The sequence below is a fragment of the Phreatobacter stygius genome (assembly GCF_005144885.1).
In the GTDB taxonomy this organism is placed as follows: domain Bacteria; phylum Pseudomonadota; class Alphaproteobacteria; order Rhizobiales; family Phreatobacteraceae; genus Phreatobacter; species Phreatobacter stygius.
The window spans coordinates 6,453,159-6,473,730 of the sequence record NZ_CP039690.1 but is presented as its reverse complement, the minus strand read 5'-3'; the positions used below and the strand labels follow the sequence as shown (position 1 = coordinate 6,473,730).

Genomic DNA, 20,572 nt, shown 5'->3' with positions numbered 1-20,572 from the left:
GACCCCGGCCAACGCATAGCCAGACTTCAAAGGAGGTCTCCGATGACCGATCTCATGCTCGGAAAGTCCGTGGCGATGCCGGCCTCGCCCGACGAGGCCGTGCTCGACCGGGTGCCCAATCCGCACCAGGACACCAATTACGTCACGCGCTTCACCGCGCCGGAATTCACCTCGCTCTGCCCGGTCACCGGCCAGCCGGATTTCGCCCATCTGGTCATCGACTTCGTCGCCGATGCCTGGCTGGTCGAATCGAAATCGCTGAAGCTCTACCTGTCGTCGTTCCGCAACCACGGCGCGTTCCACGAGGACTGCACGGTGGCCATCGGCAAGCGCCTGGTCGGCCTGCTCCAGCCGCGCTGGCTGCGCATCGGCGGCTATTGGTATCCGCGCGGCGGCATCCCGATCGACGTGTTCTGGCAGACCGGCGAAGTGCCCAAGGGGGTCTGGCTGCCGGACCAGGGCGTGGCGCCCTATCGCGGACGCGGCTGACGCTTCCTCTGCTACACTGGCGCGTGCGAATCGGGAAAGCCCGCGGGCCATGCTGCTGAGAGCCAAAAAAGCCAAGACCGACGATCCCGACGAGGTGAAGGCGGATGGCCTGACCGACGAGCCGCCGCAGCGGCTCCTGTCGCGGCTGGCGACCTGGGCCGGCGTCGCGCTGATCTGTTCGGGCGCCGCCATCATGGCGGCCCGCACCGAGGGCGGCAGCCAGCGCCTGGCGCGCCTGTTCGAGCCGGCGCCGCCGCCGGTGATCCAGCGCGCCGAAGCGCCGCGGCCGGCCGCCGCCGATCCGCTGATGCTCTATGAGACGCGCCGCCTTGCCGATGCCGTGCGCTCGCTCTCCGCCGAGCGCGAGGCCTTGGCCGAGCGGGTCGCGGCGATGGAGCGCTCGAGCAGCCAGGGCGACGTCACCGCTTCGATCCCGCAACGCGAGCCGCCGGCCGTGCAGGCAGCGCCACGCGAGCCCCAGCCGGTCCCGCGCGACCCTCAGCCGGCGGCCCGCGAGCCGCAAATCGCCAGCACGCCGACGCCGGTGCCGCGGCCGGGCGTGCGCCAGGTCGGTCCATCCGTCGAGGCCACCGCCTCGGTGCCCGCGCCGTCGCCTGCCGCCCAGGAATCGACCGCGATCCGCACCGAATTCGGCGTCGATCTCGCCGGCGAACTGTCGATGGACGCGCTCAGGTCGCGCTGGCAGCAGTTGCGCGCCCAGCACGGCCCCTTGCTCGAGGGGTTGCGGCCGCTCGTCGCCGTCCAGGACGGCGCCCGGCCAGGCACGGTCGACCTCAGGCTGGTGGCCGGCCCACTCGCCAATGCCAATGCCGCGACGCGGCTCTGCGCCTCGCTCGCCACCGCAGGAGTGAATTGCAAACCGGCGGTTTTCGACGGACAAAGGTTGGCGCTAAGGTAGAGCGGGTCCCGGTCGGCCGGAGAAAACCCGCCGGCGAGGGAGGACACGCGCATGGCATCCAGGCCGTTTGCTTGGGAGAAGTCTTATCCGGCCGGCGTGTCGTGGGACACGCCGATCAACATCACGACGCTGGGCGATCTCATCGACGGCGCGGTGAAAGCCCATGGCGAACGGACCGTCTTCGAATTTCGCGACCGATCGATCAGCTATGCCGATCTCGGCGCCCGCGCCGACCAGTTCGGCGCCGCGCTGAAGCGCGCCGGCATCGGCAGCGGCACCACGGTTGCGCTCTACCTGCCCAATACGCCGCATCATCCGATCAGCTTTTTCGGCGCCGCCAAGGCCGGCGTGCGCCTGGCCCATCTGAGCCCGCTCGATGCCGAGCGCGTGCTGGCCTACAAGCTGAAGGATGCCGGCGCCCGGGTGCTGGTGACGACCGACATCGCGCCCTTGTTCGGCATGGCGCTGAAACTGTTCGATGCCGGCCTGCTCGACCGGCTGATCGTCGCGGAAGACGCCACCTGGGGCCCGTCGGGCGTGCCGGTGCTGCCGATCCCGCCGAAACCCGGCATCACCACCTTCGCCCATTTCGTCGAGGGCGCCGTGCCGCCGGCCGCCTGGCCGATCGTCAAGCCGGATGACGTGGCGCTGCTGCAATATACCGGCGGCACCACCGGCATGCCCAAGGGCGCCATGCTGAGCCACGGCAACCTGACCGCCGCGGTGTCGATCTACGAGGCCTGGCAGCAGGCCTTGCCGAACGGCCGGCCGGAAGACGACAAGGTCATCCTGGTGCTGCCGCTGTTCCACATCTATGCGCTGACCAGCGTCATGCTGCGCCAGGTCGCGCGCGGCTCCTGCATGCTGCTGCGCATGCGCTTCGACGCCGAGCAGACGCTCGACGATATCGAGAAGCGGCGGGCCACGGTGTTTCCAGGCGTGCCGACCATGTGGATCGCACTGGTCAATCATCCGCGCTTCGCCAATACCGACCTGTCGTCGCTGGCCTATGCGGCGTCCGGCGGCGCGGCGCTGCCGGTCGAGATCGCCAGGCGCTTCGAGGGCCGCACCGGCATGCGGCTGACCGGCGGCTGGGGCATGACCGAAACCTCGCCGTCCGGCACCAATGTGCCGAATACCGGCGTGCCCAAGCCCGGCACGATCGGCCTGCCCTTGCCCGGCATCGAAATGGACGTGGCCGCCCTCGACGATCCGCACCGCGTGCTGAACACCGGCGAAATCGGCGAGCTCAGGATCAAGGGCCCGAACGTCACCCGCGGCTATTGGAACCGTCCGGAGGAAAGTGCGGCCTCGTTCGCCGACGGCTTTTTCCTCACCGGCGATATCGGCTACATGGACGAGGACGGCTTCTTCTTCATCGTCGACCGGAAGAAGGACATGATCATATCCGGCGGGTTCAACGTCTATCCGCAGATGATCGAGCAGGCGATCTATGAGCATCCGGCCGTTGCCGAGGTCATCGTCATCGGTGTCCCCGACGGCTATCGGGGCGAAGCGGCCAAGGCCTTCGTCTCGCTGCGCGACGGCGCCGAACCGTTCACGCTCGAGGAGCTCAGGGTCTTTCTCGCCGACAAGGTCGGCCGCCACGAAATGCCGGCCGGGCTCGAATTCCGCGACAGCCTGCCGAAAACCACCGTCGGCAAACTGTCGCGCGCCGAGCTGAGAAACGAGATCAAGGCCGCGACCGGCTGACGCCGGCGACCAGTTGACGTCGGCGACCAGTTGACGTCGGCGACCAGTTGACGTCGGCGACCTGGGCCGACCCGGCACGGGCCGCAGCCATGACCGGATCCGGCTTGCTGCTGGCCTGAAGGTCATGCTGAGTGCCGGCCCTGACCCCTGACTTCGCGGAGCGTTCCATGCCAGGCCCGGCCGAGACGCGACGCGCCTATCTGCTGCTCCTGGTCATGCCGCTGTTCTTCTCGTCGAACCTGGTGATCGCCCGCGGCATCGGCGACGCCGTGCCGCCGTTCACCCTGGCCTTGCTGCGCTGGGTCGTGGCGGTGCTGATCCTCCTGCCCTTCACCTGGTCGGCGCTGATCGCGCATCGCCTGGCGCTGAAAGCCAGCTGGCGGCGGATCGCGGTGCTCGGCTTCCTCGGCATGTGGGTCTGCGGCGCGCTGGTCTATATCGCGCTTGGCGCGACCACCGCCACCAACGGCACGCTGATCTACACGACCTCGCCGGTCATCGTGCTGCTGATCGAAACGCTCGTCTTCCGCAAGGCCTTGTCGCCCTGGCGCCTGGTCGGCGTGGTCCTGGCGCTGGCCGGCGTCGCGGTGATCGTGCTGAAGGGCGATCTCGGCGCGCTGCTCAAGCTCGAATTCAACCTCGGCGATCTCGGCATCGCCGCGGCCGCCGCGGGCTGGGCCATCTATTCGGTGGTGCTGAAGGACCAGAAGCTGGCGCGGCTTCCAACCCTTGCCCTGTTCGCCGCCATCGCGATTGCCGGCGTCATCACCCTCGTGCCCTTCGCGCTGTGGGAGACGCTTGGCCGCGGCGGCCTGCCGGCGACGCCAGGCGCCTGGGGCGCGGTGATCGCGCTGGCGCTGTTCTCGGCGGTTGGCGCCTTCTCGCTCTATCAATACGGGGTCAAGATGGTGGGGCCGACGATCACCTCCTGCTTCCTCTATCTGCTGCCGCTCTACGGCGTCGGCATGGCGGTGATTTTCCTCGGCGAAAGCCTGCATTCTTATCATTTTGCCGGCATGGCGCTGGTGCTTGTCGGCCTCGTCGCGGCGACGGTTCCGCTCGACCTGGTCGGCGCGCTGCGCCAATGGCTGGGTCTTGCCAATTCAGATGTGCCTCCACACAAGGGCCCCTCCTCAATGCCGTAATTTGGGCTATAACCGCCCCCACGTTGGATCGACCGTGCCGCCCCGGTGGATCTTCCGCGTCTCGCGACCAAAGCACCCCTGACATGCCTAGCCGCCGTGATTTTATCGAGACCTTGATGGCCGCCCCGGCGCTCGCCTTGCTCGCTCGCCCCGCTGCCGCACAGACACCACCGGCCCCGGCGCCCGCGCCCGCGCCGGCCCCATCGCCGTTGCAGGCCGCGACCGCCGCCGTCTCCGACGGCCAGCCGGTGTCGCGCCAGGCGCTGATCGACTATGCCCGCGAGGTGTCGAAGGCGCCCTATCAGCCGCCGCGCGCCGATATTCCGCGCGCGCTGACCCAATTGACGCTGGAGCAATATCGCCAGATCCAGTTCAAGCCGGACAAGCGGTTATGGGCCGGCGAGAATCGCGGCTTCGCCCTGGACCTGCTGGCGCCCGGCAATATCTTCACCACGCCGGTGGCGATCCGCACGGTCGAGAGCGGCATAATCAGGGACCAGCGCTTTTCCGCCGACCTGTTCGACTATGGCAGCGTGCCGCCGCTGCCGGCCGACGCCGCCCTGCCCTTCACCGGCTTTCAGGCCTTCGCGCCGCTGAACCGGCCGGAGCAGATGAACGAGGTGATGGCCTTCCAGGGCGCCAGCTTTTTTCGCGCCATTGCCCGCGGCCAGACCTTCGGGCTGCAGGCGCGCGGCCTGATGTTGAATGTCGCCGAGCCCCAAGGCGAGGAATTCCCGTCGTTCCGCGCCTTCTGGATCGAGCGGCCGGGCGCCGGATCGACCAATCTGGTGATTCACGCGCTGCTCGATTCCGACAGCGTCACCGGGCTCTACCGCTTCGCGCTGCGTCCCGGCGACATCACGGTCTGCGATACCGAGGTCACGCTGTTCCCGCGCGTCGATCTCGGCCATGTCGGCCTTGCCCCCCTGACCGCCAATTTCCTGTTCGCGCCGAATGACCGCACCAATGTCGACGACGTGCGCGGCGCCGTCCACGACATCAACGGCCTACAGATGTGGAACGGCAATGGCGAGTGGATCTGGCGGCCGATGCACAATCCCGACACGCTGCAGATCTCGGCCTTCGTCGACCAGAACCCCAGGGGGTTCGGCCTGTTGCAGCGCGACCGGCGATTCGAGGCCTTCAACGACCTCGACGCCCGGTTCGAGCGCCGGCCGAGCGTCTGGATCGAGCCGCTCGGCGACTGGGGCCAGGGCCAGGTCCAGCTGATGGAAATCCCTGTCAATGACGAGATGAACCGCAATATCCTGGCCTATTGGCGGCCGCGCCAGCCGCTGGCCAAGGGCGGTGAACATGCCTTTGCCTATCGCATGCATTGGTGCTGGTCGCCGCCGGAGCGGCCGGCTTTGCCCCATGTCGTCGCCACCCGCACGGGCCGGGCTCCGGCCGGCGGCCGGCGGCGGCGCTTCATGGTCGACTTCACGGCGGAGGAATTCGCCGATCCGACCCGCGGCGCCGGCCTGAAGCCCAACCTGACCAATCAACGTGGCCGGATCAGCAATGTCGACGGCCGGTTCGTGCCGGAACTGAGACTCTATCGAGTCGGTTTCGAACTTGACCCCGAGGCTGCTAATCAGGTCGAACTGAGGCTCGTCCTGGAACGCGACGGGCAAGCACAAAGCGAGACATGGCTCTATCGATGGACGCCCTGACGGATCAAACCAGCCTGCAGCAGATCGCCCGGGACAAGGGCGCCATGCCGCAGCCGGCACCGCTTGCCATGCCGGTGGCGCCTTTGCGTGCCTGGCGCAAGCAGGACCAGCGGCCGCTCGCGGCGCCGGACCGGTGGCGCACGCCGTGGTTTTCGCGCGTCATCACCTTTGGCGGCATGGCGGCGATTTCCGGCTTCGGCGGCTACCAGATGTACAAGGTGGTCGAAGCCGGCGGCGTGACGCTGCTCGAATGGCTGTTCATGATCCTGTTCGTGGTCAATTTCTCCTGGATCGCGCTCGCCTTCACCAGCGGCATCGTCGGCATGGGCAATCTCCTGCGCCATGGCATTACCCGAAAGCCGGTCCTGCCCGACAGGTTGACCGCGCGTACCGCCGTGGTCATGCCGATCTACAATGAGAGCCCTGGCCGCGTGTTCGGCACGGTGCAGGCCATTGCCGAGGACGTCATCAAGACCGGCCATGCCGCCTCGTTCGATTTCTTCTTCCTGTCCGACACCACCGACCCGGACATCTGGATCGCCGAGGAACGGGCCTTCGTGGCGCTGCGCGAGCGGCTTTCCGAGATTGGCATCCACTACCGGCATCGCCAGAAGAACACCGCGCGCAAGGCCGGCAATATCGCCGATTTCGTCACCACCTGGGGCGGCAACTACGCCCATATGCTGGTGCTCGACGCCGACAGCGTGATGACCGGCGAAACCATCGTGGCGCTGGCCGACGCCATGGAGAAGGACCCGGATGCCGGCATCATCCAGACCTTGCCGCGGCTGATCAACCGCAACACCCTGATCGCCCGGCTCCAGCAATTCGCCGCCGGCGTCTATGGCCCGCTCTGCGCGGCGGGGCTCGCCGTCTGGTCCGGCCGCGACGGCAATTATTGGGGTCACAACGCGATCATCCGCATGGAGGCCTTCGCCGGCTCCGCCGGCCTGCCGGACCTGCGCGGCAGGCCGCCCTTCGGCGGTCATATCCTGAGCCACGATTTCGTCGAGGCCGGGCTGATCCGCCGCCGCGGCTATGCGGTCTACATGCTGCCGCAGCTCGGTGGCTCCTATGAGGAAAGCCCGCCGTCGCTGATGGATCTGGCGATCCGCGACCGGCGCTGGTGCCAGGGCAACCTGCAGCATTCGCGCGTCATCCTGTCCAAGGGCCTGCATTGGGCGACGCGCCAGCACCTGGCCACCGGCATCATGAGCTACATGTCGAGCCCGCTCTGGCTGATCCAGCTCCTGGTCGGCCTGCTGCTCGCCTTGCAGGCGGCGTTCATCCGGCCGGAATATTTCACCAACCAGTTCACCCTGTTCCCGGCCTGGCCGGTGTTCGACGCCGAACGCGCCTTCAACCTGTTCATCTTCACCATGGTGATCCTGCTGGCGCCCAAGGTGTTCGGCTGGTTCGTCACCCTGCTCAACGGCCCGGCGCGGCGCGGCTCGGGCGGCGCGATCCGGTTGACCATTTCGGCGGTGCTGGAAATCATCCTGTCGGGCCTGCTCGCGCCGGTCATGATGCTGGTCCAGGCCGGCTCGGTGTTCTCGATCCTGTCCGGCCGCGACACCGGCTGGAAGACCCAGCGGCGCGACGACGGCTCGATCCCGCTGCGCTCGATCATCGCGCGGCATTGGCGCCATACGCTGCTCGGCGTGGTCGCCGCGATCGCCGCCTTTTCGATCTCGCCCTATATCTTCGCCTGGATGTCGCCGACCATTATCGGCCTGTGGCTGGCGGTGCCGACCTCATGGGCTTCGGCCTCGGCGAGCCTCGGCTGGGGTCTCAGGCGGCTCGGCCTGCTGCTCATTCCGGAAGAGACGAAGCCGCCGGAACTGGCCGAGCGGGCCCATCGGCTGGGCCTGGAATTCGACGCGCTGGGCCTGGAAGACCGCAAGGCGCTCGATCTCGTCCATGGCGACGACCGCTTCCGGGAGCTGCATCAGCAGATCATCCAGGTGCCGCCGCCGCGCGTTCGCGGCCGGATCGACACCGACCGGGTGATCGCCGAGGCCAAGCTCACCGACGCCCAGTCGCTTGATGACGCGCGGCAATGGCTGTCGGGCCGCGAGACCGTGCTGGTGCTGCACGACCGCGCCCTGATCGCCCTGCTCGCCGCCCTGCCCGAATCCGGCTCCAAGGCGGCCTGAACACGTGATGCCGCTCCACGGCGGTCACGACGGGTTGATTTTGTGCAGACAAGTCGTGGATGCCCGGGACAAGCCCGGGCAAGACGATGTGTTGACCTCACGGTGTGCTGGGCCATGGCGCAGGTCCTGCGCCGGGTTGATCCAGGGCCCGCCGCCGGGAAGAAGCGCTCGTCTTGGCCGGGCTTGTCCCGGCCATCCACGACTTAGGCCGCAAGGCCGATCGCCGTCTGGCTCTAGGTGCGCTGCACAAAAACCATGCAATAGGCCGCCACCAGTCTGGGCAGGACGTCGTCATCGATTCGCCGGCGCATGTGCAAAATGAACGCTATCACCTTGGTATCGTTCATCGATCCAATCAATTGAGCCGTCTGGCACCGGCCTTGCTTGGGACAGTCTGATCTTTCTAGGCCGCCAATGACGCCGGCCCCTCGCTTGTCCAAACGGGGATCGGATGTCTCAGGATTTCAGCGCTGATCAGAAGCGCTATCTCGAAGGATTCGTGGCCGGCGCCGCCGCGTCACGGGCGGTCGGAGGCCTTGGCGCCGCTCCGGCCCAGACCGGACCGGCCGGCGCGAGCGGGCCGGACGCGGAGCATATTGCCGCGCAGGATGCCCAGGTCGCCGCCGGCAAGAAGCTGGTCGACCAGGAGAAGTGGAAACGCGAGCAGCATCCTTTCGAGGCTTATCGCCGGCTCGCCCGGGAGACCGCGACCGGCAAGCTGCCGGCGCCCGCCGACAATTTCCGCTGGCGCTATTTCGGTCTGTTCAACGTCGCGCCGGCGCAGGACAGCTTCATGCTGCGCATGCGGCTGCCGAACGGCATCGTCAAGGCGCATCAGCTGGAGGGCGCGGCGGCGCTGGCCGCGCGGCATGGCGGCGGCTATCTGCACGTCACCACCCGCGCCAACCTGCAAATGCGCGAAATCGCGCCGGAAAGCGCCGAGCCGCTGCTGGAAGAGCTGATGGATCTCGGCATCGTCGCCAGGGGATCCGGCGCCGACAATATCCGCAATGTCACGGGTTCGCCGCTCGCCGGCATCGACGGGCAGGAATTGCTCGATACCCGGCCGCTCTGCCGGCAATGGCACTTTCACATCCTGTCCGACCGCACGCTCTATGGCCTGCCGCGCAAGTTCAACGTGTCGTTCGACGGCGCCGGGGTCTCGCCGGCGCTGGAAGAAACCAATGATATCGGGTTCCAGGCGGTCGATGTGGGCGACGGCGCAGGCGTCGCGCCCGGCATCTGGATGCGCATCGTGCTCGGCGGCATTTCCGGCCATTCCGACCTCGCCCGGCCAACCGGCGCCTTTTGCCGGCCGGACCAGGCAACCGCGATCGCGGACGCCATCGTGCGCGTCTTCATCGATCATGGCGACCGCTCGAACCGCAACAAGGCGCGGCTGAAATATGTGCTGGATGCCTGGGGTTTCGATCAATTCATCGCCGCCGTCGAGGCCAAGCTCGGCCGCAAGCTCGACCGGATCGACGAGGCCTGTATCGCGCCGCGCCCGCCGACCGATCGCTACGCCCATGTCGGCGTGCATGCCCAGAGGCAGGCTGGCCTCAACTGGATCGGCGTGGCGCTGCCGGTGGGCAAGCTGACCCGCGAACAGGCCAACGGCATTGCCGGCCTGGCGCGGGCCATGGGCGACGGCGATATCCGCCTCACCGTCTGGCAGAACCTGATCCTGTCGGGCGTGCCCGACGCCAAGGTCGCCGCGGCCGAGGCCGCGATCGCGGCCTTGGGATTGTCGACCCGGGTGACGCCGATCCGCGCCGGCCTGGTCGCCTGCACCGGCAATGCCGGCTGCAAGTTCGCGGCCTCCGACACCAAACGCCACGCCTTGGAGATCGCGGACCACGTCGAGGCCCATGTCGCGATCGACGTGCCGGTCAATATCCACCTGACCGGCTGCCATCACTCCTGCGCCCAGCATTATATCGGCGATATCGGCCTGATCGGCGCCAGGGTGGCGGTCAACGAGGATGGCGACACGGTCGAGGGCTACGACATCGCGGTCGGCGGCGGCTTTGCCGAGAATGCCCGCATCGGCCGCGTCCTGTGGAAGGCGGTAAAGGCGACCGATGCGCCGCGCCATGTCGAGGCGTTGCTCCAGACCTACCTGGCCCACCGGCACGATCCCCAAGAGAGTTTCCAGGCCTTTACCCTGCGCCATGACATGGCGGCGCTGGACGACCTGGTGGCGCCGGCGCTTGCAGGTTGCGCAGCCCAAGGCGCCAAGGAGGCCGCGGAATGACCGCCCAGCCCGTCACGCCGATCCTGTCGCTGATTCCCGACAATGCCCCGTTCTCGCCCGAGCAGCGGATATGGCTCTCCGGCTTCTTCTCGGCCGCGCTGGCGCCCGGCGGCGCCCCCGGCGCGGTCGCCATCGACACGCCGCCCGATGTCGCCGGTGCCGTGCTGGCCTCGAATGACGACGCACCGTGGCACGACCCGTCCATGGCGATCGAGGCACGCATGCAGCTCGCCGAGGGCAAGCCGATCGCGCCGCGCCTGATGGCCGCCATGGCGCAGCAGGACTGCGGCCAGTGCGGCTATAACTGCGCCGACTATGCCAATGCGCTGGCGGTGAAATCCGAGGAGCGGCTGAACCTCTGCGTGCCCGGCGGCAAGGAAACGCTGCGCATGCTGAAGGCCCTGTCGCCGGATATCGGGGCGGTCGCCGCACCCGGGAAAGCCAAGGCGGGCGCGCAGGCGGCCGGTGACGGTGACGCACCAGCACCGTCGAATGCGCCATCGAGTGCGCCGTCGAATGCCCCCCTCGGCCGCTCGCGCGAGGCGCCGGTCGAGGCGCGTTTCGTTTCGCGCAAAAGGCTCAATGCCGAGGGTTCGGAAAAGGAAACCTTCCACGTCGAGTTCGACCTGACCGACAGCGGTCTCGACTATGTCGTCGGCGATGCCTTCGGGCTGCTCGCCCGCAACGATCTCGGCCTGGTCGACCAGATCATCGCCATGCTCGGCGCCTCGCATGTCACGGAGGTGCGTGGCAAGGCGCTGCGCGACGTGCTGACCGAGGACGTCTCGCTGGCGCCGGCGCCGGACACGCTGTTCGAGCTCATCTCGTTCCTGACCGGCGGCGCCCAGCGCGCCCGGGCCCGGGCCCTGGCGACCGGCGAGGATCCGGACGGCGATGCCGCGACGCTGGACGTGCTGGCCGTGCTGCAGAAGTTTCCGGGCGTCAGGCCGCATCCGGAGGCCTTTGTCGAGGCGCTCGAGCCCTTGCAGCCCCGGCTCTATTCGATCTCGTCCTCGATCAAGGCCAATCCGGGCCGGGTCTCGCTGACCGTCGACGCGGTGCGTTATGTCGTCGGCAAGCGCCGCCGCATGGGTCTCGCCTCGACCTATCTCGGCTATCGGGCCGAACCCGGCCAGACGATGAAGGTCTATGTCCAGCGCGCCCACGCCTTCGCGCTTCCGGCCGACCCGGCGACGCCGGTGATCATGGTCGGCCCGGGCACCGGCGTGGCGCCGTTCCGGGCCTTCCTGCAGGATCGCTGGGCCGACAAGGCGGCCGGCCCCAACTGGCTGTTCTACGGTCACCAGCGCCAGGCGACCGACTTCTTCTATGCCGACGAGATGGCCGCGATGAAGAAGGCCGGCGTGCTGTCGCGCCTGTCGCTCGCCTGGTCGCGCGACGGCGCCGACAAGGTCTATGTCCAGGACCGCATGCGCGAGAACGGTGTCGAGCTGTGGCGCTGGCTTGCCGACGGCGCCCATTTCTACGTCTGCGGCGATGCCAAGCGCATGGCCCGCGACGTCGAGGCGGCGCTGGTCGACGTGGTGGCCAAGCATGGTGCGCGCTCGATCGACGAGGCGGTCAGCTTCGTCCAGGCCTTGAAGAAGGCCGGCCGCTACCAGGCCGACGTCTATTGAGGCCGCCGATGACCGCGCCGCGCCGCCCCGAACCGACACGTACAGGCCGCATGGCGCCGCTGGCGGTGCTGCCGGTGTTCCTGAAACTCAGCGGGCGCCGGGCCATCGTTGCCGGCGGCGACGCGGCGGCCGTCTGGAAGGCCGAATTGCTGGCCGCGGCCGGCGCCCATGTCACCGTCCATGCCGAAGCGCCGGGCCCTGACATGGTCGCCCTGGCGAGCGGCCGCCCGGCGGGCACCATGACGCTGCTCAGGCACAGCTGGACGCCCGATGTTTTCGCCGGCGCAAGTCTTGCGGTCGGCGCCATCGAGGACGAGGTCGAGGCGCGCGCCTTCCGGGATGCCGCCCGTGCCGCCGGCGTGCCGGTCAATGTCGTCGACAAGCCTGAACTCTGCGATGTCCAGTTCGGCGGCATCGTCAATCGTTCGCCACTGGTCATCGGCATCTCCACCGATGGCGCGGCGCCGGTCTTCGGCCAGGCGGTGCGGGCCCGGATCGAGGCGATCCTGCCGCAGGGACTGGCCCGCTGGGCGCTGGCGGCCAAGGCCTGGCGCCGGCAGGTGCAGGCAAGCCGCCTGCCCGTCCATGCCCGCCGGCGGTTCTGGGACCTGTTCTCTAGGGCCGCGCTGGACCGGCCCGATGCGACACCCGGCAGAGATCAGGCCGAGCACTTGTTCGAGGCCGCGGCCGCGGCGCTGACGGCGCCGGCCGGCCGGCTGATTCTGGTCGGCGCCGGGCCGGGAGACCCGGAACTCCTGACCATGAAGGCGGTGCGTGCGCTGCAATCGGCCGATGTCATCGTCCATGACGACCTGGTGGCGCCCGCCATCCTCGATGTCGCCCGCCGCGAGGCGCGCCGGATCAGCGCGGGAAAACGCGGGCACGGTCCCTCCTGCAATCAGGCCGAGATCAATGCGCTGGTGATCGGGCTGGCGCGCCAGGGCCAGCGCGTGATCCGGCTGAAATCGGGTGACCCGATGATTTTCGGGCGGGCCGGCGAAGAGATCGCCGCGGCGCGGGCCGCCGGCATTGCGGTGGAGGTGGTGCCGGGCATTACCGCGGCCCAGGGCGCGGCGGCCAGCCTCAGCCTATCGCTCACCCATCGCGAGCATGCCCGCCGGCTGCAATATGTGACGGGCCATGGCCGTGACGGCGGCCTGCCTGACGATCTCGACTGGCAGGCGCTGGTCGACCCGGCCGCCTCCACCGTCGTTTACATGGCCGGCAAGACCTGGGTCGATATGGCCGAGGCCCTGCTGCGCCAGGGGCTTCGGCCTGACATGCCGGCCGTTGCCGTGGTCAATGCGACCCGCGCCGACGAAATCGTCATCAGGGCCTCGGTTGCGACACTCGCCGCGCGTCTGGCGGCCGAGCGGTTTGCCGGACCTTTGCTCATTCTTTATGGCGAGGCCTTCGGTGCGGATGCGGTCGCCGGCGCTGCGGCGGCAGCCGCGATCCCGGGGTCCTTCACCTTGCCCTCGCGCGTCGCGGCAGCGCCTTTTTCTTGACAAGCCGGGTGCGACCTGTCACATCCGCGGCCAATCAGCCGACGGCGACGCGGCGGGCACGGGCCTGCTATTCCCATCGTTCGGCGACGCTTTTCTCGCGAGGACGAACATGGCCAAGGCTGCCACCATCAAGATCAAACTCGTGTCGACCGCGGATACCGGCTTCTTCTATGTCACCGAGAAGAACTCGCGTACCATGACCGACAAGCTGTCGAAGAAGAAGTACGACCCGGTCGTGCGCAAGCATGTCGAGTTCAAGGAAGCCAAGATCAAGTGATCGCGGGCCCTCCGGGCCTTTGGACTTCGTGAAAGCGCTCCGGTTTCGGGGCGCTTTTTGTTTGTGGGGCCGCCGGCGCGTTCAAGGGGCCGGGGCGTCGTTCCGCGACACATGACACCGGTATTCGCCCTGGGATTGTCGTGATGGCGAAGCCGCGGTGGCCGGCCGGGCAATGTCGACAGGGAGAGGCCATCCCTATCCTACCCGACCGGCCGACCCTACGGACCCAGGAAATGCGGCGGACCTGAGCACTCCGCAGGGTGTTGCAACCCAGCGTGACGGACCGCCTCTTCGCGTGTCTGGAAGAACGGATCCGATCTTGAGCAAGCCTAGCCGACGCGAGCCGCGGCTTCAATGCAACCGGGCGTCGGCGAGCCGTAAACCTCTTCTTAACCTAAAGAGACAGGGTTTACGGGCGGCCGATATCGTCAGGCGGCGTCGAGCACGACCCGGTTGCGGCCGTCACGCTTGGCCCGGTAGAGCGCCTGGTCGGCGCGCTTGACCAGGACATCCGGCCCCTCGTCGCTCGGCTGGCGCTGGGCCATGCCGATCGACACCGTGATGTCGATGGCGCGGGCGCCCTTCTGGATCGGAAACGGCTCGCCGGCGACCCGGGCGCGGATCCGCTCGGCGACGATCGAGGCGACGCCGGCATCGGTGTCCGGCATGATCACGACGAATTCCTCGCCGCCGAGGCGGCAGGCGAGATCGATGCCGCGGACGTTCTTGCGCACCCGCGCGGCGAATTCACGCAGCACCTCGTCGCCCGCGTCATGGCCGTGGGTGTCGTTGACCGATTTGAAGAAGTCGATGTCGAGGATCAGCACCGACAAGGGCTTGCCGCGCTGGGCGGCCTGTTCGACCAGCGTGCCGAGATGCCGTTCCATGTAGCGGCGGTTATGCAGCCCGGTCAGGCCGTCGGTGATCGCCATTTCCATCGACTGCTGGACATTGTCGCGCAGCCGCTCGGTGTAGCGCTTCTTGCGCACCTGGGTGCGGATCCGCGCCGACATCTCGTTGCGATCGATCGGCCGCATCAGATAGTCGTTCACGCCGATCTCGAGGCCGCGCATCAGGCGCGCATCGTCCTCCGGCTCGGCAATCACCAGGATCGGCAGGCCGCGGGTGCGGTCGAGCGAACGGATCTGCGAACAAAGCCTGAGCGGATCGAAATCGGCCAGGCTGAGCGACACCATGATCAGGTCGTAATCGCCTTCGGCTGCGCGGAACAAGGCTTCCTGGGCCCGCGATTCGACATCGACATGCTGCTGGTTGCGCAGCGCCTGGACGATGCGGTCGTACGAGGAGGCGCGGTCGTCGACCACCAGGATGCGGCCGTTGAGACCGGTGTCGGCGGCCGCCTCGACCAGCGGGTCGCTCATGCCGATTTCCCTTGAGGTCACCGCGCGCATGCGCAGCTCGTCCTGGATCATCTTCAGCCGGACCAGCGAGCGCACGCGCGTCACCAGGGCGAGGTCGTTGACCGGCTTGGTCAGGAAGTCGTCGGCGCCGGCCTCCAGGCCCTTGACCCGATCGGAGGGCTGGTCGAGCGCCGTCACCATGATGACCGGGATATGATGGGTCGCCGGATTGGCCTTCAGCCGGCGGCACACCTCGAAGCCGTCCATGTCGGGCATCATCACGTCGAGCAGCACGATGTCGCACTGCGCCCGTTCGCAGATCGACAGCGCCTCGGGGCCGGACATGGCGGTGATGACGTCGAAATATTCGGCTGAAAGGCGCGCCTCGAGCAGCTTCACATTCGCCAGGATGTCGTCAACTACAAGGACCCGCGCGGTCATGGTGTTGCTTCCTCGGCTGTCAGGCCGCTCCCAGGAAATGTCGGACGGTCTCGATGAACTTCGCAACCGAGATGGGCTTGGACAGATAGGCCTCGCAGCCGCCCGCCCGGATCCGCTCCTCGTCGCCCTTCATGGCGAAGGCGGTGACCGCGATGACGGGAATGTGCTTGATCGTCTCGTCTTCCTTGATCCAACGAGTGACATCCAGCCCGGAGACTTCAGGCAACTGGATATCCATCAGAATCAGATCGGGCTTGTGGCTGCGCGCCAGCGCCAGCGCCTCGGTGCCGTTGCGGGTCTGGATGGTCTGATAGCCGTTGGCTTCCAGAAGATCGTGGAAGAGCTTCATATTGAGCTCGTTGTCTTCCACGATCATGACGGTCTTGGACATCGAGGCACTCGCATCACGGGCCGGTTCGGCATGGTTGCCCGACCTTGCCGGATAGCAGACAAGCTAACCGGGATTCCTTTCAGAAAGGCAAACCATGACGCAACGTCGCGACGAAGGCGCCCGGGAGGCCGCGGAAGCGCTGGCCGTGCGGGCACTCGGCTTCCTGGCTGCCGAGCCGGAGCGGCTGGACCGCTTCCTGGCGCTTGCCGGCATCGACATCGCGGCGATTCGCGACGCCGCCGGCCAGCCCGGCTTCCTGGCGGCGATCATGGACTATCTGATGACCGATGAACCGCTGCTGCTGGCCTTCGCGGCGAACGAAGACCTGAAGCCGGAGGCGGTCGTCCGCGCCGCCCATGTGCTCGGCGTGGTGCCCTGGGAACGTGGTTACGCCTGAACCCTCGTCTCCGCTCTTGCCGCTGTTCCTCTTGCAGGGCTTGCCCTTGCAGGACTTGCGGCCGAGGCTCAGAATCACCCGATGGCCATTCTCGCGTTCTGCCGCGACTGTTTCACGGCGTCGGCGGCGCAGGCGGCGCGCTGTCCGGCCTGCGGGTCGCCGCGAATCGCCCGGCATGCCGAACTCGACAGCCTGTCGATCGCCCATATCGACTGCGACGCCTTCTACGCGGCGATCGAGAAGCGCGACAATCCGGCGCTTGCCGACAAGCCGCTGATCGTCGGCGGCGGCAAGCGCGGGGTCGTGTCGACCTGCTGCTATGTGGCGCGCATCCACGGCGTGCGCTCGGCCATGCCGATGTTCAAGGCGCTCGCGCTCTGTCCCGAAGCGGTGGTGGTCCCGCCCAACATGGAGAAATATGCCCGCGTCGGCCGCGAGGTCCGCGAGGCCATGCGCGCCTTGACGCCGCTGGTCGAGCCCTTGTCGATCGACGAGGCCTTTCTCGACCTGACCGGCACCGAGCGGCTGCATGGCGCGGCCCCGGCCCTGGTGCTGGCCCGTTTCGCCCAATCGGTGGAACGCGGCATCGGCATCACCATTTCGGTCGGGCTCTCGCATAACAAGTTCCTCGCCAAGATCGCCTCCGATCTCGACAAGCCCAGGGGCTTCGCCATTATCGGCCGGGCCGAAACCCTGGATTTCCTGGGCGCCAGGCCGGTGTCGCTGATCTGGGGGGTTGGCCGGGCCCTGCAGGAGACGCTCGAGCGCGATGGCCTGAAGCGGATCGCCGATCTCAGGCGCTTCGACGAGGCGGAGCTGATGCGCCGTTACGGCGCCATGGGCTTGCGCCTGGCGCGGCTCGCGCGCGGCGTCGACGACCGCAAGGTGTCGCCCGACGAAGAGACCAAGTCGGTCTCGGCGGAGACGACCTTCGATTTGGACATTCGCGACGCCCGCACGCTGGAGAAGCGGCTGTTTCCGCTGTGCGAGAAGGTGTCGGCCCGGATAAAGGCGCAAGGGTTTGCCGGCTCGACCGTGACGCTCAAGCTGAAAAGCGCCGATTTCAAGCTGCGCAGCCGGTCGCGGACGCTCGGTTCGCCCACCGTGCTGGCGGCGCGCCTGTTCGATGTCGGCCGCGACATGCTGATGAAGGAGGCCGACGGCACCGCCTATCGGCTGATCGGCATTGGCCTGTCCGATCTCACCAGCCTCGACAAGGCCGATCCGGCCGACCTGGTCGACACCTCGATCGCCCGCAACGTCAAGGTCGAAGGCGCGGTCGACGCGCTGCGCGCCAAGTTCGGCAAGGCGGCGGTGGTCAAGGGCATTACGCTGGACGACTAGAGCGAGTGGCGAGCGGCGAATGGCGAGTGGTGCGCGACGGCGGCGCATCAACCCTCGCCCGCGTCTTCGCGGGAGACGGTGGCCGCGTCGATGCCGGACGAGCATTTCGGGTGCAGGTGATGGGCGGGGTGCGATTCTAGACCCTCACCCGGCGCCTCATAGCGAGTGCGAACGCGAGATGCGTTCGCGCTCGCTATGCGCCGCCACCCTCTCCCGCAAGCGGGCGAGGGTTTGCGCGCACAGCGGTCGCAGCTTCGCCCACGCTCGGCCGCCCTGCCCGGCTCAACTCACCGGTGTCCACCAGTCGATCCTGGTCAGCCGCCGCCCAGCGAGGGCCATCGAAAGCGGCGCAACGCCGGCGCCAAGAGCCGTGCTGGCCGGCAGTCTCTGAAATGGCGGCAGACCGACGACATTCATTAGTGCATCTAATGAGGGTTATTGCATCTAGATGTCTAATCGAGGAATGCCCCTGAGGATAGCATGAGGTCTGTCTAGCGAAGAAAAAGGAACCGACCTTGAACGCCTGGAAGCGTCTGTCCACGCCGCTGCTTGTATCGGCATGCCTGTTTGCGCCGCCTGCAGCAACAGCCCAACAGGCGAGCCGGTCCGGGCCTCTTGTCATTCAGGAGCAAGGCAGCTTCGCGGTCGGCGGGACCGTATCGAGCACCCCGGGAACCTACGACAACAACACCCCAACGGCAGCAGGTCAGAGCCTGCACGGCGATCATCTCTACGCCTTCTATCAGGTGCCGCAGAACCCGCGGCCGCTGCCGATCGTCATGTTGCACGGTGCCTATCAATCAGCGCGGAGCTGGGAAACCACGCCGGATGGCCGGGAGGGCTTCCAGACCATCTTCCTGCGCCGCAATTTCTCGACCTACCTTGTCGATCAACCTCGCCGCGGCCGAGCCGGCAACAGCACCGTCGCCACGACGATCGAGCCTGCGCCTTATGATCAGCTCTTTTTCGACCAGTTCCGGATCGGAACCTGGCCCAACCATTTCGACGGCGTGCAATTCGACCGCAAGCCCGAGACGCTGAACCAGTTCTTCCGCTCGGTCACGCCCAATACCGGGCCATACGATGCCGGGGTTATCTCGGACGCGATCTCAGCCCTGTTCGACAAGATCGGCCCCGGCATTCTCTTCACGCATTCCCAGGCCGGCGGGCCGGGCTGGCTGACCGCGATCAAGAACCAGAACGTCAAGGCGATCGTCTCGTTCGAACCCGGCAGCGGCTTCGTCTTCCCGGCAGGCGAACTGCCCCCGGCGATGCCGAGCGCGGCGGGACCGCTGGCGCCGGAGCCGGTAGCGCCGGAGGATTTCCGGAAACTCACCCGGATCCCGATCCTGATCTATTACGGTGACAACATCCCCACCGAGCCGACCGCGCGCCGTGGCGAGGACAATTGGCGGGTGCGTCTGGCCATGGCCCGGCTGTGGGTTGATGCGGTCAACCGCCACGGCGGTGATGCCCGACTGGTGCACCTCCCGGCGATCGGCATTCGCGGCAACACCCACTTCATCTTCTCCGACCTGAACAATGCCGCGATCGCCGATCTGGTGTCGACGTTTCTCCGCGAGAAGAAGCTCGACTGACGCGCAGCGGCGCCGGGTGCGTCTGCATCCCCCTTTCGCACGCGCGGCACTGACAATTCACACCATACGAAGGAGTTCGCATTGGCCACCGAAGTCATCAACGAACAGCGACGCGAGTTCCTCGGAACCTCCGCTCTGGCTCTTTCGACAGTCGTCGTCGGAGCTTCAACCATGACCAGTTCAGCATCCGCCCAATCCACCGCTGCCAAGGAGCCGGCGGTCATCGGATATCCGAACCGGAAGGGCGTCACGATCGAGCGTGTCACCTATCCGGCCCGGAACATGGGGACGACGATCGTCGCCAACCTGTTCAAGCCCGCCGGCTTCAATACGAACCGCAAATATGCGGCGATCGTCGTGACCCATCCGTTCGGTGGCGTGAAGGAGCAGACTGCTGGTCTTTATGCCCAGCATCTCGCCGAACTGGGCTTTGTCACGCTCGCCTATGATGCTTCCTATCAGGGCGAAAGCGGCGGCGAGCCGCGCCTGATGGAAGTGCCAGCACAGCGCCTCGACGATATCAGTTGCGCGATCGACTTCCTGGTGAAGCATCCGCAGGTCGATGCCGGGCGGCTCGGGTCGCTCGGCATTTGCGCCGGGGGCGGCTACGCGATGTGCAATGCCCAGACCGAGATGCGGGTGCGGGCCGTCGCGACAGTCAGCATGTTCAACCTCGGCGAAGCCCGCCGCGAGGCGATGGGCAACCTGACCTACGAGCAGCGGATCGAGCGCCTGAAGCAGGCCAGCGCGGCACGGTCCCGCGAAGCCCGCGGCGAGCCCGTGACTTTGGTGCCGGTCGTACCTGAATCGCCTGCCGCGTTTACCGACAGGACGCCGGATCTCTATCGGCAGGGCTACGAATACTATGTCACGCCGCGGGCGAAGCATCCAAATTCGCCCAACCGTTACATGCTCTCCAGCCTGCCCTTGCAGATGGCCTTCTTCCCCTTCGATCAGGTCGAGACGATCACGCCGCGCCCGATCCTGATGATCGTGGGCGAGAAGGCCGACACCAAGTTCTGGAGCGATGAGGTGCTCGCGAAGGCGCAAGAGCCAAAGGAGCTCTTCGTCGTCAACGGCGCCACGCACATGGACATGTACGACAAGCCGCAATTCGTGACGCCGGCCGTCGCCAAGCTGAACGCGTTCTTCGGCCAGCACCTCGCCTTGGCCTGATCCGCCGCCTCATGCCGCTGGTTGGCCGGGACTGGGCATTCGCACGTCCGTTGCCAATTCAGGTCCAGACATTCAGGAGAGACACGTTGA

17 protein-coding genes are annotated in these 20,572 nt (G+C 67.2%); 15 read left to right on the top strand and 2 right to left on the bottom strand.

What is annotated here, in order from left to right; genetic code table 11:
- Positions 1-42: 42 nt before the first annotated feature.
- The 11 genes from queF (at position 43) to rpmG (ending at position 13,774) form a co-directional block, all read left to right on the top strand.
- Positions 43-489, top strand: coding sequence for a preQ(1) synthase (gene queF / locus E8M01_RS30685; protein ID WP_136963628.1), 447 nt, complete (start codon positions 43-45; stop codon positions 487-489).
- Between the two features lie 49 nt (positions 490-538).
- Positions 539-1,408, top strand: a complete 870-nt coding sequence (locus E8M01_RS30680) for a hypothetical protein (protein WP_136963627.1) — start codon at positions 539-541, stop codon at positions 1,406-1,408.
- Between the two features lie 51 nt (positions 1,409-1,459).
- On the top strand, positions 1,460-3,121 hold the full coding sequence (gene pimA, locus E8M01_RS30675) for a dicarboxylate--CoA ligase PimA (RefSeq protein WP_136963626.1): 1,662 nt from the start codon (positions 1,460-1,462) through the stop codon (positions 3,119-3,121).
- A 167-nt stretch (positions 3,122-3,288) separates the two neighbouring features.
- A complete protein-coding gene (locus E8M01_RS30670; protein ID WP_136963625.1) occupies positions 3,289-4,266 on the top strand; it encodes a DMT family transporter in 978 nt (325 codons plus the stop codon).
- An 83-nt stretch (positions 4,267-4,349) separates the two neighbouring features.
- Positions 4,350-5,939 (top strand): OpgD/OpgG family glucan biosynthesis protein, encoded by a 1,590-nt coding sequence (locus tag E8M01_RS30665; protein WP_246088491.1) that lies wholly within the window; start codon positions 4,350-4,352, stop codon positions 5,937-5,939.
- Entirely contained in the window at positions 5,915-8,095 is a 2,181-nt protein-coding gene (gene mdoH / locus E8M01_RS30660) for a glucans biosynthesis glucosyltransferase MdoH (protein WP_246088490.1), read from the top strand. Before E8M01_RS30665 ends, mdoH begins: the two co-directional genes overlap by 25 nt.
- Before the next feature lie 173 nt (positions 8,096-8,268).
- Positions 8,269-8,493 (top strand): hypothetical protein, encoded by a 225-nt coding sequence (locus tag E8M01_RS30655; protein WP_136963624.1) that lies wholly within the window; start codon positions 8,269-8,271, stop codon positions 8,491-8,493.
- A 53-nt stretch (positions 8,494-8,546) separates the two neighbouring features.
- Positions 8,547-10,352: a NirA family protein gene (locus E8M01_RS30650; RefSeq protein WP_136963623.1), complete on the top strand. Its 1,806-nt coding sequence runs from the start codon at positions 8,547-8,549 to the stop codon at positions 10,350-10,352.
- The gene (locus E8M01_RS30645; protein ID WP_136963622.1) at positions 10,349-11,989 is read left to right on the top strand and encodes a sulfite reductase subunit alpha; all 1,641 of its coding nucleotides are present in this window, start codon (positions 10,349-10,351) and stop codon (positions 11,987-11,989) included. Before E8M01_RS30650 ends, E8M01_RS30645 begins: the two co-directional genes overlap by 4 nt.
- A gap of 8 nt (positions 11,990-11,997) precedes the next feature.
- Positions 11,998-13,497, top strand: coding sequence for a siroheme synthase CysG (gene cysG, locus E8M01_RS30640; protein WP_246088489.1), 1,500 nt, complete (start codon positions 11,998-12,000; stop codon positions 13,495-13,497).
- 109 nt (positions 13,498-13,606) lie between these two features.
- Positions 13,607-13,774: a 50S ribosomal protein L33 gene (rpmG, locus tag E8M01_RS30635; protein WP_136963621.1), complete on the top strand. Its 168-nt coding sequence runs from the start codon at positions 13,607-13,609 to the stop codon at positions 13,772-13,774.
- Between the two features lie 428 nt (positions 13,775-14,202).
- Here the strand turns inward: rpmG and E8M01_RS30630 are convergent, their stop codons facing one another.
- Entirely contained in the window at positions 14,203-15,576 is a 1,374-nt protein-coding gene (locus E8M01_RS30630; RefSeq protein ID WP_136963620.1) for a PleD family two-component system response regulator, read from the bottom strand.
- Positions 15,577-15,595: 19 nt separating this feature from the next.
- Positions 15,596-15,967 carry a response regulator gene (locus E8M01_RS30625; protein WP_136963619.1) on the bottom strand — a complete coding sequence of 124 codons (372 nt, stop codon included), beginning with the start codon at positions 15,965-15,967 and terminating at the stop codon, positions 15,596-15,598.
- 94 nt (positions 15,968-16,061) lie between these two features.
- On the opposite strand from E8M01_RS30625, the gene E8M01_RS30620 reads away from it, so the two are divergent.
- The 4 genes from E8M01_RS30620 (at position 16,062) to E8M01_RS30605 (ending at position 20,482) form a co-directional block, all read left to right on the top strand.
- Positions 16,062-16,364 (top strand): DUF3572 domain-containing protein, encoded by a 303-nt coding sequence (locus E8M01_RS30620; RefSeq protein WP_136963618.1) that lies wholly within the window; start codon positions 16,062-16,064, stop codon positions 16,362-16,364.
- Positions 16,365-16,445: 81 nt separating this feature from the next.
- Complete coding sequence (locus tag E8M01_RS30615) at positions 16,446-17,708, top strand: DNA polymerase IV (RefSeq protein WP_136963617.1); 1,263 nt, start codon at positions 16,446-16,448, stop codon at positions 17,706-17,708.
- A 563-nt stretch (positions 17,709-18,271) separates the two neighbouring features.
- The gene (locus E8M01_RS30610; RefSeq protein ID WP_136964911.1) at positions 18,272-19,306 is read left to right on the top strand and encodes an alpha/beta hydrolase; all 1,035 of its coding nucleotides are present in this window, start codon (positions 18,272-18,274) and stop codon (positions 19,304-19,306) included.
- An 81-nt stretch (positions 19,307-19,387) separates the two neighbouring features.
- On the top strand, positions 19,388-20,482 hold the full coding sequence (locus tag E8M01_RS30605) for an alpha/beta hydrolase (protein WP_246088488.1): 1,095 nt from the start codon (positions 19,388-19,390) through the stop codon (positions 20,480-20,482).
- The last annotated feature ends 90 nt before the right edge of the window (positions 20,483-20,572 follow it).

What these genes read in the sequence shown, in the direction of transcription:
- queF (WP_136963628.1), top strand. Translation starts at nt 43, where the DNA reads ATGACCGATCTCATGCTCGGAAAGTCCGTGGCGATGCCGGCCTCGCCC.
- E8M01_RS30680 (WP_136963627.1), top strand. Translation starts at nt 539, where the DNA reads ATGCTGCTGAGAGCCAAAAAAGCCAAGACCGACGATCCCGACGAGGTG.
- pimA (WP_136963626.1), top strand. Translation starts at nt 1,460, where the DNA reads ATGGCATCCAGGCCGTTTGCTTGGGAGAAGTCTTATCCGGCCGGCGTG.
- E8M01_RS30670 (WP_136963625.1), top strand. Translation starts at nt 3,289, where the DNA reads ATGCCAGGCCCGGCCGAGACGCGACGCGCCTATCTGCTGCTCCTGGTC.
- E8M01_RS30665 (WP_246088491.1), top strand. Translation starts at nt 4,350, where the DNA reads ATGCCTAGCCGCCGTGATTTTATCGAGACCTTGATGGCCGCCCCGGCG.
- mdoH (WP_246088490.1), top strand. Translation starts at nt 5,915, where the DNA reads ATGGCTCTATCGATGGACGCCCTGACGGATCAAACCAGCCTGCAGCAG.
- E8M01_RS30650 (WP_136963623.1), top strand. Translation starts at nt 8,547, where the DNA reads ATGTCTCAGGATTTCAGCGCTGATCAGAAGCGCTATCTCGAAGGATTC.
- E8M01_RS30645 (WP_136963622.1), top strand. Translation starts at nt 10,349, where the DNA reads ATGACCGCCCAGCCCGTCACGCCGATCCTGTCGCTGATTCCCGACAAT.
- cysG (WP_246088489.1), top strand. Translation starts at nt 11,998, where the DNA reads ATGACCGCGCCGCGCCGCCCCGAACCGACACGTACAGGCCGCATGGCG.
- rpmG (WP_136963621.1), top strand. Translation starts at nt 13,607, where the DNA reads ATGGCCAAGGCTGCCACCATCAAGATCAAACTCGTGTCGACCGCGGAT.
- E8M01_RS30630 (WP_136963620.1), bottom strand. Translation starts at nt 15,576, where the DNA reads ATGACCGCGCGGGTCCTTGTAGTTGACGACATCCTGGCGAATGTGAAG.
- E8M01_RS30625 (WP_136963619.1), bottom strand. Translation starts at nt 15,967, where the DNA reads ATGTCCAAGACCGTCATGATCGTGGAAGACAACGAGCTCAATATGAAG.
- E8M01_RS30620 (WP_136963618.1), top strand. Translation starts at nt 16,062, where the DNA reads ATGACGCAACGTCGCGACGAAGGCGCCCGGGAGGCCGCGGAAGCGCTG.
- E8M01_RS30615 (WP_136963617.1), top strand. Translation starts at nt 16,446, where the DNA reads ATGGCCATTCTCGCGTTCTGCCGCGACTGTTTCACGGCGTCGGCGGCG.